Source organism: Lutibacter sp., from assembly GCF_041555395.1.
Lineage (GTDB): Bacteria > Bacteroidota > Bacteroidia > Flavobacteriales > Flavobacteriaceae > Lutibacter.
In genome coordinates this window covers 1-18,069 of the sequence record NZ_JBFFKM010000053.1, presented here as the reverse complement: position 1 = coordinate 18,069, position 18,069 = coordinate 1, and the positions used below count along the sequence as shown (strand labels likewise).

12 protein-coding genes and 1 other RNA gene are annotated in these 18,069 nt (G+C 34.2%); all 13 read right to left on the bottom strand.

All coding sequences use genetic code 11. The features are described from left to right. A partial coding sequence (locus ABY285_RS10375; RefSeq protein WP_372769761.1) for a TIM-barrel domain-containing protein occupies positions 1-1,283 on the bottom strand: 1,283 nt, incomplete at its 3' end. A gap of 127 nt (positions 1,284-1,410) precedes the next feature. After that, positions 1,411-3,318: a 1,4-alpha-glucan branching protein GlgB gene (gene glgB, locus ABY285_RS10370; RefSeq protein WP_372769759.1), complete on the bottom strand. Its 1,908-nt coding sequence runs from the start codon at positions 3,316-3,318 to the stop codon at positions 1,411-1,413. 3 nt (positions 3,319-3,321) lie between these two features. Then, positions 3,322-4,584, bottom strand: coding sequence for a glucose-1-phosphate adenylyltransferase (locus ABY285_RS10365; RefSeq protein WP_372769757.1), 1,263 nt, complete (start codon positions 4,582-4,584; stop codon positions 3,322-3,324). A 3-nt stretch (positions 4,585-4,587) separates the two neighbouring features. Further along, complete coding sequence (locus tag ABY285_RS10360) at positions 4,588-5,997, bottom strand: glycogen synthase (RefSeq protein WP_372769755.1); 1,410 nt, start codon at positions 5,995-5,997, stop codon at positions 4,588-4,590. A gap of 268 nt (positions 5,998-6,265) precedes the next feature. Beyond that, positions 6,266-8,539 (bottom strand): aconitate hydratase, encoded by a 2,274-nt coding sequence (locus ABY285_RS10355; RefSeq protein WP_372769753.1) that lies wholly within the window; start codon positions 8,537-8,539, stop codon positions 6,266-6,268. A 249-nt stretch (positions 8,540-8,788) separates the two neighbouring features. Further along, a complete protein-coding gene (locus ABY285_RS10350; protein ID WP_372769751.1) occupies positions 8,789-9,916 on the bottom strand; it encodes an acyltransferase family protein in 1,128 nt (375 codons plus the stop codon). Positions 9,917-9,988: 72 nt separating this feature from the next. After that, an RNA gene (rnpB, locus tag ABY285_RS10345) (RNase P RNA component class A) lies at positions 9,989-10,289 on the bottom strand. 161 nt (positions 10,290-10,450) lie between these two features. After that, the gene (dnaJ, locus tag ABY285_RS10340) at positions 10,451-11,581 is read right to left on the bottom strand and encodes a molecular chaperone DnaJ (RefSeq protein WP_372769749.1); all 1,131 of its coding nucleotides are present in this window, start codon (positions 11,579-11,581) and stop codon (positions 10,451-10,453) included. A gap of 9 nt (positions 11,582-11,590) precedes the next feature. After that, positions 11,591-12,124 carry a nucleotide exchange factor GrpE gene (locus ABY285_RS10335; RefSeq protein WP_372769747.1) on the bottom strand — a complete coding sequence of 178 codons (534 nt, stop codon included), beginning with the start codon at positions 12,122-12,124 and terminating at the stop codon, positions 11,591-11,593. Between the two features lie 232 nt (positions 12,125-12,356). Next, on the bottom strand, positions 12,357-13,664 hold the full coding sequence (murA, locus tag ABY285_RS10330; RefSeq protein ID WP_372769745.1) for a UDP-N-acetylglucosamine 1-carboxyvinyltransferase: 1,308 nt from the start codon (positions 13,662-13,664) through the stop codon (positions 12,357-12,359). Between the two features lie 21 nt (positions 13,665-13,685). After that, positions 13,686-14,300, bottom strand: a complete 615-nt coding sequence (locus ABY285_RS10325; RefSeq protein WP_372769743.1) for a DUF4290 domain-containing protein — start codon at positions 14,298-14,300, stop codon at positions 13,686-13,688. Positions 14,301-14,365: 65 nt separating this feature from the next. Then, positions 14,366-16,693, bottom strand: a complete 2,328-nt coding sequence (locus ABY285_RS10320) for an ATP-dependent helicase (RefSeq protein ID WP_372769741.1) — start codon at positions 16,691-16,693, stop codon at positions 14,366-14,368. A gap of 65 nt (positions 16,694-16,758) precedes the next feature. After that, positions 16,759-17,982: a hypothetical protein gene (locus ABY285_RS10315; protein ID WP_372769739.1), complete on the bottom strand. Its 1,224-nt coding sequence runs from the start codon at positions 17,980-17,982 to the stop codon at positions 16,759-16,761. Positions 17,983-18,069: the final 87 nt, after the last annotated feature.

Genomic DNA, 18,069 nt, shown 5'->3' with positions numbered 1-18,069 from the left:
TCATGCCTTACATCATCCGGAAATGTTTTTCCAGGTACATCCATAATTGCGGGTTCATTCATATCGTTCCACACGCCTTTTACCCCAATATCTTCAATAAGTTCTTTAAACAAACCCGACCACCATTCACGTACTTCAGGCTTTGTGAAATCGGGAAAATAACATTCTCCCGGCCAAACTTTCCCTTTCATATAAGGACCATCAGCACGTTTACAAAAATAATCTTTATCTAACCCTTCTTTAAAAACAGTATATTCATTATCTATTTTAATTCCAGGATCGATAATAACTACTGTTTTAAAACCATTGTCTGCCAATTCTTTCACCATCCTTTTCGGATCAGGAAAATATTCTTTATTCCATGTAAAACACCTAAATCCTTCCATATAATCGATGTCTAAATAAATAGCATCACATGGAATTCTTAACTCCCTAAACTTATTGGTCACTTCTTTTACGTTGGATTCCGGATAATAACTCCATTTGCATTGATGATACCCCAACGCCCATAGTGGCGGCAATTCATGCGGTTTCCCTGTTAAATCGGTATAATTAGATACAACTTCTCCCATTTCAGGGCCGTATATAAAATAGTAATTCATTTCACCTCCCTGGGCCCAAAAACTGGTGACATTTCTTCTTTCCTGACAAAAATCGAAAAAAGAACGAAAAGTATTGTCGAAAAATATGCCGTAGGCTTTCCCGTGATGAAGTCCTGTATAAAATGGAATTGCTTTATAAATTGGATCAGTATCTTTATCAAACGCATAAGAATCGGTCACCCAATTTTCAAAACGTTTACCCTTTAAATTTAATGCAACTGGCTTATCGCCCAACCCATAATAGCTTTCTTTTTCTTGAGAATTTTTAGACATTTTCACAATGTCCCCTCCAAATTCATAATTCTCTTCCCAATGAAACCCAAGTTCATCTTCAGAAATAAGAGAATTATCCTTTGCATCAAAAATTGATTTTCTCATATCTTCTTTTGAAATATGACAAATTAATTTAGAAGTTGTAATGATATAATTGCTAACGTCTTCGGTTACTACAAGATGGTTAAAGCCTCTACTGGCATAACGCGTTATGGCATAGGAAAAATCATTTTCAAAAATTGAAGATGTTGTATATCGAAATCGCAACACACTGTCTCTTTGAATGGTAAGCTGTAAAACAACATTGTTTTCACTCGTAAAATAAAGTGTGTCAACGTCTTTTCTATAGGAAATTATTTTTGAAGGAAACTGATTTCCTTTTAATTCTAGTTCGGTATTTGTAATCATAAATTAAATTATTTGAACAAAGTGCAAACGTACTAAAATAAATAATTTAATAAATATTATTTTCATTAAAAATATAACCGCTTTATTAACAAAAATGTAAATTTAATATCATTAAGCGACATTAAATTTAACAGAATTTTAAAATTGAGATACCAAGTGGCGGTAAAACAAGAATGGCAGAATATTCATTAACTTTTTTAGGTTGTTTTTTTATGGTAATTTTTTCAACGTTAACTATGCCACTTCCTCCATATTTTTGGTGATTGCTGCTAAACACCTCCAGTAATTTTCCTTTTCTTGGAACGCGAATTTTATAATTCTCCAATGTTTGCGGCGAAAAATTACAGATTACCAACATATCATCCTTAGGATTATTCCCTTTTCTTATATAGGAAATCACTGAGTTTTCTGAATCGTCATAACTTACCCATTCAAAACCATCCTCACTAAACCCTTTTTCAAATAATGCCGGTGTGGTTTTATAAAATTGGTTTAGGTCCTTAAAATAATTTTGTGTGTTTTTATGAGGATAAAACTCCAATAAATTCCAATCAAGACTTTTTTGAAAATTCCATTCCTCGTAATGACCCAATTCACTTCCCATAAACAACAACTTTGTGCCGGGATGCGTAAACATATAACCATACAATAGCCGGAGGTTTGCAAAACGTTGCCATTCATCGCCCGGCATACGACCTAAAATAGTTTTTTTGCCGTGCACCACTTCGTCATGCGACAGTGGCAACATAAAATTCTCGGTAAAGGCGTATGTTAAACTAAAAGTAATTTCATTTTGATGGTGTTTTCTGTAAATGGTGTCTTTAGAAAAATAGTCTAAAGTATCGTGCATCCATCCCATCATCCATTTCATTCCAAAACCCAATCCGCCCATAAAAGTCGGCTTGGAAACCATAGGAAATGCGGTAGATTCTTCTGCAATAGTTTGTACATCCGGGAACGATTTATAGACTTCTTCATTCAATTCTTTTAAAAATAAAACCGCATCTAAATTTTCATTTCCACCATAAATATTAGGTTCCCATTCGCCATCTTCACGTGAATAATCTAAAAATAACATAGAAGCGACAGCGTCAACGCGCAAACCATCTGCGTGATATTGTTCTAACCAAAAAATAGCATTGCTAATTAAAAAGGAACGGACTTCATTTCTTCCGTAATTAAAAATAAGGCTTTTCCAATCTTGATGGTATCCTTTGCGTTTATCAGGATGTTCATATAAACTTGAGCCATCGAAATAACCTAGTCCATGCGCATCTTCAGGAAAATGTGAAGGCACCCAATCTAAAATAATTCCTATCTCATTTTGATGAAATTTATCGACTAAATACTTAAATTCTTCAGGATAGCCAAATCTAGAAGTCGGCGCAAAATATCCTGTAATTTGATATCCCCAGGATGGATCATATGGATATTCCATAATTGGCATAAATTCTACGTGCGTAAAATTCATTTCTTTAACATAGCTTACCAATTCATCTGCCAATTCAAAGTAAGACAAAGACCTATTTTCTTTCCCTTTTTTTCTCCAAGAACCCAAATGTACTTCATAAACAGCGTAAGGGGCATCCAAAGCATTGTTTTTCTTGCGCGTATGCATCCAACTCTTGTCATCCCAGTTGTATTTATCTTCCCAAACTACCGAGGCCGTTTTTGGAGGATGCTCGCACCTTCTTGCATAAGGATCAGCTTTTTCGGATACATAATTATTAATGTTTGAATGAATTTTGTATTTGTATAAATTTCCTTTTCCAACTGAAGGAATAAATCCTTCCCAAATACCCGAAGAATCCCAACGGACATTTAAGTTAAATTCTCCATCAACCCAATGATTGAAATCTCCAATTACCGATACTTGCTTTGCGCTGGGTGCCCAAACCGCAAAATAAGTACCTTCTACCCCATCAACAGTTTCAATATGTGATCCAAATTTTTCGTACAGTCGATAATGCTTCCCACTCTTAAATAAATCTATATCAAAGTCCGTAAAAAGACTGTGTGTAATTACATTTGTCATAAATTATATAATAAAACCATTTGGAATTAAGGCGCCTTTTTTAACGACAACTATGCCATCTCTCACCACATAAGTATCAGTTTCCGTGTCTTTAAGATGCTTTCCTCCATTAATTCTCACATCATCCCCAATACAGCAGTTTTTATCTAAAATGGCATTTTTAATAAAACATCGTGCACCAATCCCCATTGAAATAACTTTAGGATTTAATATTTCTTCAAGCGGCTGATAAAAATCGCCTCCCATCATATAGGTATTAATAACCGTTGATTCTTTATCTATTCTTGATCGAACACCAATCACTGAATGTTCAATTTTACCGGCATTAATAATACAACCATCTGCGATTACGGTTTTATCCAATATCGTTCCCGAAATTTTCGTGGTGGGCAACATCCTGGCATGGGTGTAAATACGTTTTTTTGTGCTATACAAATCAAATTTAGGAAAATCATCTGTTAGTCCTAAATTGGCTTCAAAGAATGAATCTATATTCCCAATATCTGTCCAGTATCCTTCATATTGAAAACTGACAACTTTATGTTTATCAATAGCTTGCGGAATTATTTCTTTCCCGAAATCATTTGTGTCAGGGTTACTCATTAATTCAATAAGAAGGTCTCTGTTAAAAATATAAATCCCCATTGAAGCAAGATAATGACGTCCTTCTTTTTTCATTTCATCACTCACTTCGGAAGTCCAATCAGGTAACAATTCAACAGCAGGTTTTTCGATAAAAGAGGTTATCCCATCTTTCTCGTTTGTTTTCAAAATTCCGAATGAGGTGGCATCTTTTGCATTTACAGGAATTGTGGCAATAGATATGTCAGCTTTCAATTTAATGTGTTTTTCAACCATTTCTTCAAAATCCATTTGATATAATTGATCTCCTGACAAGATTAGCGCATACTCAAAATCATGACTTAAGAAGTGGTGCATACTTTGACGTACAGCATCCGCAGTGCCCTGAAACCAGGTGCTGTTTCCAGGTGTTTGCTCTGCTGCCAAAACATCAACAAATGCAGAACTGAAAAAACTAAAATGATAGGTGTTTTTAATGTGTCTGTTAAGTGATGCCGAATTAAATTGGGTTAACACAAACATACGTTTGATGTCTGAATTAATGCAATTTGAAATAGGGATATCCACCAACCTGTATTTACCGGCAATTGGAACAGCGGGTTTTGAACGCGTCTGTGTTAATGGATGTAATCTCGATCCTTGACCGCCACCTAATATAATTCCTAAAACTTTAGCCCCTACCATAATTTACTGATTTAATGATTTATACAAATTGATATATGCTGTTGCAGAAGCATCCCAAGAATGGTTGATGCTCATGACTTTTTTTCTTATTTTATTATATTTTGGTTGATTTTCATACAACTTCACTCCTCTTTCAATAGCTTCCGTTATTTCTGAAACCGTAACTTCGTTATGGCAAATTCCAAAACCTCCCTTTTCTGAAATATCAATAACGGTGTCTTTTAAACCTCCAATACTTCTCACAATTGGAATTAATCCATATCGCAAAGCGTACATTTGGTTCAATCCGCAAGGTTCAACTCTTGAGGGCATTAGGATGAAATCGGCTCCCGCATAAACAATATGCGCCAATTTTTCATCATATCCTATAAAAGCATTGTAAAAACCGGCATAATCCTTTCTAAGTTCATTCAATTGCGCTTCAACAATTTCATTTCCTGAACCCAGTAAAAATATTGAAATATTGCCATTTTGAAGCGCTTCTTTAAATGTTTCAAGAAATAAATCTGCACCCTTTTCCCCTACCAATCTGCCTATAAACGCAAAAAGCGGTTTCTCAAAATCCAAATTATAATGACTGCAAATCCATTTCTTATTAACTTCTCTTCCAATTTCAATAGTGTTTTGGGTGTAATTTTCCACCAAGTATGGATCTGTTTCAGGATTCCAAACTTCCCAATCTATACCATTCAAAATTCCGATACATTTTGCACTTTCATTACTTAGTAAAGTTTCCAATCCATTGGCATCTCTCTTAAGTTCTTCCATATAACTTGGAGAAACTGTGGTTACTTTCCAAGTACATTTTATGGCTGACGCAAGCGGATTGATATTTCCAAACCAATCTAACAATCCAACATTGTTAAAATTAAATTCTGGTATCAAACCCACTTTTTCATGTGAAAACCAACCTTGATATTGCGCATTGTGAATGGTAAGCACCGTTGGAATATTTTTTAATGCCGCATAATCGCTGCATTGTGTCATCATAAAAGGAATAAGTCCGGTATGATGGTCATGGCAATGCACCGTTGTTGGTTTTTCATTCCACGTCAGCATCCAATTTAAAGCAGCAATCTGAAAAGCTAAAAACCGCTCTGTATCATCATTAGAATACACATAATCTTTAAATAACAATTCAGGAACATCCACTAAATACAGATTGAAACCAAGAGTATTATCAGTTATTGTTTTAATTTGATAGGAATATTCCTTTTTTCCTAATTTTAATTTTGAGTTGAATAATACAGAAAATTCAGCTTCTTTGGTAAATTTATTCTCATAAAAAGGCATGATTACTTCTGAAGTTAAACCTGCATCATTTTGATATTTTGGGAGTGCTCCAACAACATCAGCCAAACCGCCTACTTTAGCAACCGGATAACATTCTGCAGAAATATGAACTATTTTCATTTTTGGTATTTTATTTTAAAAAAGTTTTACTGCGTAGTGTAAAGATAATAGTCATTAATTTTATCTTTGGGGGTTCACTAATTGCTTGGCTGTTCTTTAATTTTTCAAAACTTTTTACGAAATTATTAAAGATGAAAAATTACAAAAAAAACTTTAATCTGAAAAGGTTTTAAAATATATATTTTACCAAAACCAACAGAAAAATAAAAGAGGGGAATTTTTCAATTCCCCTCTTCAAATTATAATGCTTCAAGCAATTCATCTTCATCTATTTTGCTTGAGCCGCTTGTTCTTTTTTAATTAAATTCAACGCTGAACCTTCTTTAAACCATTCAATCTGGCTTTCATTGTAAGTATGGTTTAATTGTATCGTGTTTTTGCTTCCATTGGTATGAACCAACTCCAGAGACAATTGTTTTCCCGGAGCAAATTTATCCAAATCCAAAAAATTTAAAGTATCATCTTCCATAATCAAATCATAATCAGATTCATTTGCAAAAGTCAATCCTAACATTCCTTGTTTTTTAAGGTTTGTTTCATGAATACGCGCAAAAGATTTTACAATAACGGCTGCAACACCCAAATGACGAGGTTCCATAGCTGCGTGTTCTCTTGAAGAACCTTCGCCGTAATTATGATCACCAACAACAATTGAATAAATGCCTGCTGCTTTGTAGGCTCTTCCCGTATCGGGCACGGCACCATATTCGTTTGTCAATTGATTTTTTACTTTATTAGTTTCTTTATTAAATGCATTCACCGCACCAATTAAGCAGTTGTTTGAAATATTGTCTAAATGTCCTCTAAAACGCAACCATGGGCCTGCCATAGAAATATGGTCGGTCGTGCATTTTCCAAAAGCTTTTATCAATAATTTAGCGCCTTTTAAGTTAGTTCCGATTGGTTTAAACGGCGTTAATAACTGTAAACGCTCAGAATCTGATTTTACAACTATTTCTATACCTGAGCCATCCTTGAAAGGTGCAACATATCCTGCATCTTTCACGTCGAAACCATTTGGAGGCAATTCAAAACCAGTTGGTTCTGTAAATTTAACTTCCACACCATCTTTATTGATTAATGAATCAGTCATCGGATTAAAATCTAATCTGCCTGATATTGCAATAGCAGCAACCATTTCTGGTGAAGCTACAAAAGCATGTGTATTCGGATTTCCGTCTGCACGTTTTGAAAAGTTTCTGTTGAAAGAGTGAATTATGGTATTTTTCTCTTGCTTATCAGCTCCTTCTCTGGCCCATTGGCCAATACAAGGTCCACACGCATTTGTAAATATTTTAGCATCCAAATCTTCAAAAATCGACAACAATCCATCGCGTTCAGCCGTAAAACGAACTTGCTCAGAACCTGGATTGATACCAAATTCAGCTTTTGCAACTATTTTATTGTCTACTGCTTGTTTGGCAACTGATGCTGCTCTTGATAAATCTTCATAAGATGAATTTGTACAAGAACCTATCAATCCCCATTCAACTTTTAAAGGCCAATCATTTTTTGTTGCTTTTTCAGTCATTTCACCAACTGGCGTAGCCAAATCTGGCGTAAACGGACCGTTTAAATGAGGTTTTAATTCCGATAAATTAATTTCAATAACCTGATCGAAATAAAGTTCAGGATTTGCATAAACTTCATCATCACCTGTTAAATAAGAAGCTATTTTATTGGCTTCATCAGCTACTTCATCACGGTCGGTTGCACGCAAATATCGTTCAATTGATTCATCATACCCAAAAGTGGAAGTTGTAGCGCCTATCTCAGCACCCATATTACAAATAGTTCCTTTACCTGTTGCCGACAATGCTTTAGCGCCTTCCCCAAAATATTCTACAATTGCACCAGTCCCGCCTTTTACGGTTAAAATACCTGCAACTTTTAAAATGACATCTTTCGGGGCAGTCCAGCCGGAAAGTTTTCCTGTTAATTTAATCCCAATCAATTTTGGAAATTTTAATTCCCAAGCCATTCCAGCCATAACATCAACAGCATCAGCACCTCCTACTCCAATGGCAATCATTCCCAATCCACCTGCATTTACGGTATGAGAATCCGTTCCTATCATCATTCCTCCAGGAAATGCATAATTTTCAAGTACTACTTGATGGATAATTCCTGCGCCCGGTTTCCAAAATCCAATTCCGTATTTATTAGACACAGAAGCCAAAAAATTAAATACTTCACTACTGCTGTTTAATGCGGATTGTAAATCTTTATCAGCACCAATTTTAGCTTGGATTAAGTGGTCACAGTGAACCGTTGTTGGCACGGCAACTTTGCTTTTTCCGGCTTGCATAAATTGAAGCAAAGCCATTTGTGCAGTTGCATCCTGGCAAGCAATTCGATCTGGAGCAAAATCTACATAATCTTTGCCACGAACAAATGCTGTTTTCGCTTTGCCGTCCCAAAGGTGATTGTATAATATTTTTTCAGCTAAAGTTAAAGGTTTTCCAACTACCGTTTTAGCGGCATCAACGCGTTCCGACATTCTGCTGTAAACTCCTTTAATCATTTCTATATCAAAAGCCATATCTATAATTTTTATAAGTTATTTTAATTTAGCGAAGGTACAAAAAAGGATTCCGTATTTAGCAAAATGGCAGTAACTATGGTGTTTTTAAAGATATAAATATTTATGACACCTATTTTTTTTAAAACAACAAAAAACAATCGCGAAAACGATATAGATATTAAGAATATCATAAAAAAGAGAAATATAATTTACAAATTAACAAAGCAGAATATGAACGAATTTTATTTGGATGAGCCTTTTAACCTCCTAACCTCGTTTATATTTTCTGTCCCTATACTTAAGAATTGGCAATTCAAAATAGCGATAAATAATGTTTGAAAATATAATGGAAACAGATAAAAATAATAAAATTAAACCAATCTTTTGTAAAATAGATTTATTGAATACATCAAAAATTTCCTGCATTCCAAGTAATACTATGGAATAGTTAACCAAATAAATGGAATATGAATTCACACTAATAAATTTAATAGGTTTAAAAAAAACTCCTGAGTAATTTAAAGCAGAAAAATACGGAAATAAAAGCGCTAAACTAAAAATTATTGTTTGCAGGTAAATAAATACATAAAAGCCTAGACTGCTTTGGGGCACTAAATTAAAACTATAAACTAGGACATGAATCAATATAAAAATCAACAGCCCTGTAAATAATAGATGTAATTTAAATTTTTCCATGATTTTGGAATACTTACGAACTATATAAACGGCCAAAAAACCAATATAAACAGCGTCAATTCTATAAATAACCACCTTTCTGAATGATGTACTCCAATCATTATATGAATTTATTTCAGCAGAAAAATAATACAAAACTTTTAAAAAAGTTAAACAAAAGATTGACACGAGGGTAATCCAGAGAAATAATTTTTCCTTATTGCTGTTTTTAAAAAATTTAAAACTAAAAAATAGCAAGAAAGGTAAAAGTAAGTAAGCATATTCTTCTATTGACAAACTCCAAGCTTCTGTAAAAAAATCAGGATGTGAAGTTGAAAAGTTTTGCAAAAAAGGAATATACAACAATATTGATTTTGGCAAATTATTTCCTAAAAACAAAAAAATCAAAACATTTAAAAATAGCACTAAAAAATAATTAGGAAGTGTTCTAAACCATCTCCGCTTCCAAAAACCATACAAATCATCTGCGCTGGTTTTTTGAAGTTCTATGTGTCTTAAAAGAATCCCTCCTATTAGAAAACCGCTTAAAACAAAAAACAAATCTACACCTATCGCTCCTAAAATTCTTATTCCGGTAAAAATGGGATTTTTAGAATTCGGGAATGCCAATAGGGTTGCATGTGACATTACCACCAAACCAATTGCAATAGACCTGATAAGATCCAGTCCAAAAACTCTATTGATTCTCGTTGAACTCATTTATTAAAATTTGAATAAAAGTAACCTTTTTATTCAAATTACTGAGATTTCAAACAATTCTAAAAAGGAAAAAAATTAAGTAGATCTATAAGCCGGATTTTGTACTTCGAAAAGTTCTTATCATTTATCTAGACTATAAATTGCTTTATAGTTCGAGCTGCCTACCCCTTGAAATAATGCGAGTAACACTAAAATTTCAATATACATGGCATTTCACCGCATAGAGTTTACCTGGTTTCACTACAGCCGAACTGTACTTGCTTTCTGTTGCACTTGTCCTCAGCTTACGCTGGACGGATGTTATCCGCTATGCTACTCTTTGGTGTCCGGACTTTCCTCTCCAATAAATTGAAGCGATAAGACGACCTACTAATTTTTTTTGCAAATTTACGCTAATTTTTCATAAAAAAAAACCCACTCATGACTGAGTGGATAAATTGCTATGAAAAAGAAAAAGTGTTATTAGTTATTTCACTAACAACTTTTCAAATATAAATAATTTTAAAATAAAACATAAAAATTTATGTTTTATTTTTATGAAAACATATCTTTTACTTTTTCAAAAAACGACTTGTCTAATTTTGATGGATTTGGTTTAAAATTTTCGTCCTTTTTATTAGCTTCAAAAAACGCTGCTTGTTCCTCTGATAGTGCTTGAGGAGTCCAAACATTTATATGAACCAACAAATCACCGTTTCCATAATTATCTATACTTGGCAATCCTTTTCCGCGTAAACGTAAAATTTTTCCTGATTGTGTTCCTGGCTCTATTTTAATTTTTACTTTTCCTGATACCGTATCTATGTTTTTTGAAATTCCCAATACCGCTTCAGAAAAATTGACATATAAGTCAAAGTGTAAATTTGTACCTTCCCTTTTTAAAGTTTCGTGTGCAATTTCTTCAATTACTACAATTAAATCTCCATCAACTGCATTGTTCCCCGGAGCTGCATTTCCTTTTCCGTTTACTTTTAACTGAACACCCTCGGTAACTCCGGCAGGAATTTTTATAGAAACAGTTTCTTCTTTAAATTCTAATCCGTCACTGTCTGCATTTTTTGGTCTTTTATCCAATATTTCACCTGCTCCGTGACAGGTTGGACAAGTTGAAGCAGATTGCATTCGTCCTAAAATAGTATTGGTAACACGCATCACCTGACCTGCGCCATTACAAGTGGTGCAAGTTTTATAGGTAGCGCCTTCAGCCATGATTTTTCTGCGAACTTTTACCTTCTTTTCTACGCCGTTTGCAATTTCTTCTAAGGTTAATTTAACTCTTATGCGTAGATTACTACCTTTAACACGAGCTCTTCCTCGACTTCCACCGCCGAAGCCTCCTCCAAAACTACCGCCACCAAAACCGGCGCCAAAAATATCTCCAAACTGACTAAAAATATCGTCCATGTTCATTCCGCCGCCACTATAGCCACCGCCGCCGCCATTTTCAAATGCTGCATGACCGTACTGGTCGTAACGTGCTTTTTTATTTTCGTTGCTCAGAATTTCATAGGCCTCCGCAGCTTTTTTAAATTTTTCTTCCGCTGCTTTGTTTCCCGGATTTTTATCAGGATGATATTCAATTGCCTTTTTACGGTATGCCTTTTTGATTTCTGCAGGTGTGGCATTTTTGGAAATGCCCAATATTTCGTAATAATCTTGCTTCATTTTTTTTATTTATTGTCCAATTACAACTCTTGGATATCTGATAACTTTTTCGCCTAACTTATATCCTTGCTCAAGGACATCAATAATTTTTCCTTTTAAATCATCGCTTGGTGCAGGAATTTGTGTAATAGCCTCATGCAATTCCACGTCAAAAACATCCCCAGCTTCTACATTGATAACATTTAAGCCTTTTTGAGCTAAAGAATTTCGTAATTTATTATTTATCAGCTCTACACCCTTTAAAAGTTCATCATCTTCATCTTTAGCTTTTTTAATTTCATTCAAAGCCCTATCAAAATCATCCAATATTGGCAATAAAACTGTCATTAAATCTTCATTGGCAGTTTTAAATAACTCAATCCGCTCCCTTGCAGTACGTTTTTTATAATTTTCAAACTCGGCAAATAATCGTAAAAATTTGTCTTTTTCTTGATTAAGTTCATTTTTTAGTTGTTCTTCAACACTAACTGCCTGTGTTTCTTGCTCATTTATGTTCTTATCTCTTATTTCTTCTGATTCTTTGCTGTCTTTCTTTTTACTCATAATTTTTCAATAAAATAGTTATCCTGTAATCGTCTGCAAAAGTATTGCCATTTTTTAATATATGCCAATATGACACCGATAATTGTTAAATGAGTTTGGAAGTTAAAAAAAAGACAAGAGAGAAGAAACCAAAAAGAGAAAATTTCAAGTTTCAGGTTTTAAGTTTTAAAACGTGAAAGAACAAAAAGTTTAAAAAACGAAAGCCTACAACCAACAACCAAAGTTAATTGAATTAATCTACCCTGATTATTTTAGCTCCAATTGATTGCAAACGTTCATCAATATTTTGATAACCTCTGTCAATTTGTTCAATGTTTTGGATGGTGCTGGTTCCTTCTGCGGAAAGTGCAGCAATCAATAAGGAAATTCCCGCTCTTATATCGGGTGAAGCCATTGTTGTTCCTCTTAAACTAAACTCATGGTTCATCCCTATAACCGTGGCTCTATGCGGATCACAAAGGATTACTTTAGCGCCCATATCAATTAATTTATCGACAAAGAACAAACGGCTTTCAAACATTTTTTGATGAATCAATACGCTTCCTTTTGCCTGCGTGGCCACCACCAAAATAATGCTCAGCAAATCAGGTGTAAAACCTGGCCAAGGCGCGTCAGATATCGTCAATATTGAACCATCAATAAAATTTTGGATTTCATAACAGTCTTGTTGCGGTATAAAAATATCGTCTCCTCTCTTTTCTAATTTGATTCCCAGTTTTTGAAATACACGAGGTATTAAACCCAAATCATTCCAGCTCACATCTTTAATGGTTATAGAAGATCTTGTCATTGCTGCCATCCCAATCCAGCTGCCAATTTCAATCATATCAGGCAAAATTCTATGCGAACAGCCCCCTAATTTTTTAACGCCTTTAATTTGCAACAAATTAGAACCTATGCCCTCAATTTTTGCGCCCATACTGTTCAACATTTTACACAATTGTTGAATATAAGGTTCACAAGCGGCATTGTAAATTGTGGTGATTCCTTTGGCCATAACAGCAGCCATCACAATATTTGCTGTTCCTGTTACTGAAGCTTCATCCAATAACATAGCTGTTCCTGTTAGTTGCTTTGCTTCCACGCCATAAAACCGTTCGTCTTTATTGTATCTGAAAGTAGCTCCTAACTGTATAAATCCCTCAAAATGGGTATCTAATCTACGTCTGCCAATTTTATCGCCTCCGGGACGTGGAATATATCCTTTCCCAAATCGGGCCAATAACGGCCCCACAATCATAATTGAACCTCGTAAAGAACTTCCTTCAACCTTAAATTTTTCTGATTCTAAATAGTCTAAATCTAATTCATCCGCCTGAAAAGAGTAGGTATCCGAACTAATCTTATCGGCTTTTACACCTAACTCACCTAATATATAAATCAATTTGTTAACATCTCTAATGTCCGGAATGTTACTAATAGTCACTTTTTCCGGAGTTAACAAAACTGCGCATATTACTTGAAGCGCTTCATTTTTAGCACCTTGAGGTGTAATGCTTCCGCTTAATTTATGACCTCCTTCTATAACAAATGTTGACATTATGTTGGTAGATAAATTGGTTTATTGTTTCTTTTTCAATATTTTAACTTTGCCTGCTGGCTTTCTTTTCCTCATCAATTCTTTAACTTCTGATAAAGCTTCATTTTTACCTTCTAAATCAATTTTTCCTTTGGACAAATCAAGTAAATGCTTGTAGATTATATGATCATCAACGGTGTCTTTATTCCAATTTAAATAACATTTTTTCATATGGTTGGCGATGGTAAAGTATAAAGCTTCACGAGCCTCTCCTTCTTCCCAGGTTAAAGCCACATCAATCATCGTTTGAATGTTGTTGCCATAAAAACGGTATTTTGAATCATATTTTGGGTAGGCCAATCGTTCTGGTTTTGCCGCCAATTCTTCCCTTTCAGGTTTTGGATAAGGAGATTCTGCATCCAATTTAAAATCGGACATGATGAATAGCTGATCCCATAATTTATGCTTAAAATCGGGCACATCACGCAAATGAGGCTGCAAATTTCCCATCACATCAACAATGGCTTTTGCCATTTTATTGCGTGCTTCCGCATCTTCAATAGCGACACAATTGTCAATCAATTTTTGAACGTGTCTACCGTATTCCGGGATAATTAAATGAGGTCTTTCTGAATTGTATTCTAAATCAAATTCCATGGATCTGTTCTTTCTATAATATTTTTGGCAAATTACAATATAAATATTGGTTTTACAATGTGTATTTAGGGTATAATTACAAGCTTCGCAAATTGTAATAACAATTTTTTAACGCCAACTGAGGTAAATTTTATTTCAGCTTTTTGGCTGGCGCCATAACCTTCTATACTAAGCACTTCTCCTTTTCCAAACTTTGAATGCTCAACAAAGGTTCCCATAACAATATTATCGTCAAATAAATTTCCTGAGGAAGCCATTGAAGCATCCACTTTTTTAAAGTTCGCTGGACTTTTAATTTCAATTGGAGGATGCACTATTTTTTTTGTTGGCGTACGTTGTATCGGTTTTTTAAAACGAATTTTATCTTGCGGGATGTCACCAAAAATATCTTCATCAATAAAAGAGCTCTGTTTGGGAGGTGGCATCTTTGGGGTTAAATGTTCTAAAAAAACTTCATCAATTTCTTCTAAAAATCGGCTTGGCTCGCAATCTACCAATTTTCCCCAGCGGTATCTCGTTTGTGCGTGACTTAAATAGGCTTGTTTTTCGGCTCTTGTTAATGCAACATAAAATAAACGACGTTCTTCTTCTAATTCACTTCTTGTATTCATACTCATGGCCGAAGGAAATAAATTTTCTTCTAAGCCAACTACATATACAAATGGAAACTCCAATCCTTTTGCCAAATGAATGGTCATTAATGAAACACAGGGCTTGTCATCCTTCGCTTTTTTATCCAAATCAGAGGCCAAAGCAGCATCTTCCAAGAAAAAAGCCAAAGAATCATCTTCTTCCTTCTCTTTTTGTTCATCAGTGAAATTTTTGATTGCATTTAACAACTCTTGTATATTTTCAACCCTGCTGACACCTTCCGGTGTGCCTTCACTTTCTAAATCCTGAATTAAACGTGTTTTTTGAACCACAAATTCAGCAATCTCGAATGCATTTTTAGTTTGCGATTCAATTTGAAAATGCTGCATCATGGTCACAAAGTTTAAAAGCTTTCTTTTTGTCCCAGAATTAAGGTTCATATCAAAAGTACTGAGGTTCATCATCAACTCAAAAATTGATATTTTATAATGATTAGCCGCGACTGAAAGTTTATCTATGGTAGTGTCACCAATGCCTCGTGCCGGATAATTAATGATTCTTTTTAGCGCCTCTTCATCAGTCGGATTAACAAGCAATCGCAAATACGCCAAGGTGTCTTTAATTTCTTTTCGTTGATAAAACGACAAACCTCCATAAATGACATAATCTATATTTTTTTCCCGAAGCGCATCTTCAATTGCTCTGGATTGTGCATTTGTGCGATACAATATGGCAAAATCAGAATTTTTCATCTGCAAATTCATGGCGTTGTCAAAAATTGAATTCGCGATAAACCTGCCTTCATTAACTTCAGTAACGGTGCGCATTACTTTTATTTTTGATCCTTCGCTGTTTTCAGTCCAAATTTGTTTGTCGAGTTTGGTTTTATTTTTTTCAATAACGCTGTTGGCGGCTTCAACTAAATTTTTTGTGGAACGATAATTCTGCTCCAATTTAAAAATGGCAACATTGTCGTAATCGCGTTGAAAATTCATGATGTTTTGAATGTTTGCACCACGAAAAGCATAAATACTTTGTGAATCATCACCTACCACACAAATATTTTGAAACCTGTCGGCCAATGCTTTTACAATTAAATACTGGGAATGGTTTGTATCCTGATACTCATCGACCAAAATATATTTAAACCGATCTTGATATTTTGCCAGAACTACCGGAAATCTCGTCAATAATTCGTTGGTCCTCAACAGCAAATCATCAAAATCCATAGCACCTGCCTTAAAACAACGATCTACATATGCCTGGTATATTTTTCCCATTTCCGGACGTTGTGCCATTTTATCGGCTTCCAATAAATCGGGATCATTATAATAGGCTTTCACCGTGATTAAGCTGTTTTTAAAGGAAGAAATCCGACTCAAAACCTGTTTTGGCTTGTACCTGTCTTTATCCAATTGCATTTCTTTGAGTATGGAAGAAAGCAATCTTACGGAATCCTGCGTATCATAAATGGTAAAATTAGACGGAAAACCTAATCTGTCAGCTTCTGAACGTAAAATACGCGCAAAAACAGAGTGAAAAGTTCCCATCCATAAATTTTTGGCTTCAGAAACACCCACAACGGTTGCAATACGATTTTTCATTTCGCGTGCCGCTTTGTTGGTAAAAGTTAATGCCAAAATATTGAAAGGATCAACATTCTGATTCATTAAATGCGCTATCCTATAGGTTAAAACGCGCGTTTTCCCTGAGCCGGCGCCGGCAATAATAATCATTGCACCATCTTTGTGCAATACAGCGGCTTTTTGGGATTCGTTAAGATTTTCTAAGTATTTAGTCACAGGAATTCTTTAGAATTCAAAAGTACTACTCCAAATTTAGTTAGGCAATAAATTTATCATAATGTTTATTTAATTCGTTCCCTGAAAAATTGATTTATATAAATTATCAATAAACCAATAACCATCAAAAAACTAAAAATCAGAAGAAATAAACTATAATTTTTTATGGCATCAAACTGTAACATAAATAAAAAACCCTGCAAAAACAACAGCAATTCAGTGATAAACACACCTGTTAAAAACAGCTGTATTCCAACTTTAGAAGTTGTTTCCTGAAGGTTAATTTTACCAAGCTGATCAATTATTAAAAATAAAAAGACACTCAAAAATCCCAAAGTGAATAAATGCAGATAACCAATAATAAAAAACGGTTTTAAGGCCATAGATTTTTCAACGATATAAGGAAATGCCGATAAAATTTGACTGATAATTTTTAAACTATAGGAAATCAATGCAAATTTGATCAGTATTTTGGCTATAAAACGCCATTTAATTTGTAAAAATGCCTGTCGCATTATTTTCAACAAAAACCCCAATGAAATTAATTGCAGCACAGAAGCTAAGAAACCAATCACATAAAATAAGGAAAAATCAGAGCTCCATAAAACCGACAAGGCGTAGGCTGGAACACAAGCTATGTTTAAAAATAAAAAAAAACCTTTTTGTAGTTTTTCTGAAATTAAAATTTGCTGATTTTCGAAAATTTTAAACAACAATCCGAAAAGTGCAAAAACGAAAAATCCATTATACAAAAAGTGAAGATAAAAATAGATGGTATTGTGATACAAATCCGTTTTCCCCTGTGTTGCAATCACAAAACCCAAAAACCAAGTAGCCAAACCTGAAAGCAAATAATAGTAAATTCCATATTTAATTAATTTTACAGAGGTATTGTTTCCTTGCAAATCTTTTAAAATTCTAAAGGACAACACATAAGAAGTGATTCCGAAAACAGCGAGCAACACAATGGAAAATGCTTTATAACCACCTAAAGGAAAACTAATTAACATTAAAGGAATAACCACCAATAAAATTGCTAAAGTTGATTTATACACTTTTTTTTGTTTATCGGTATCTGAAACAAAAATATGCATAATTGCACCAATAGCCGTAAGGTATCCCCAACCTAAAAACGCTACATGAGAATGGCTTTGCAATAAATTTTGATATGCTATAAATTTTGTGGGAAAAGCAAAGTTCCACCGCATTAATAATCCATACAAAGCTGATAAAATAAACAAGGTAAATGCGTATAAATAAAGAAACTTGCTTTTTTTGTTCACTAACATTTAAAAAAATTTGGCATACAAATAAACAAGAAATTTATCAAATCTCTTATTTATTTAAACAAAAAAAAGGCTGCCTTTTCAGGACAG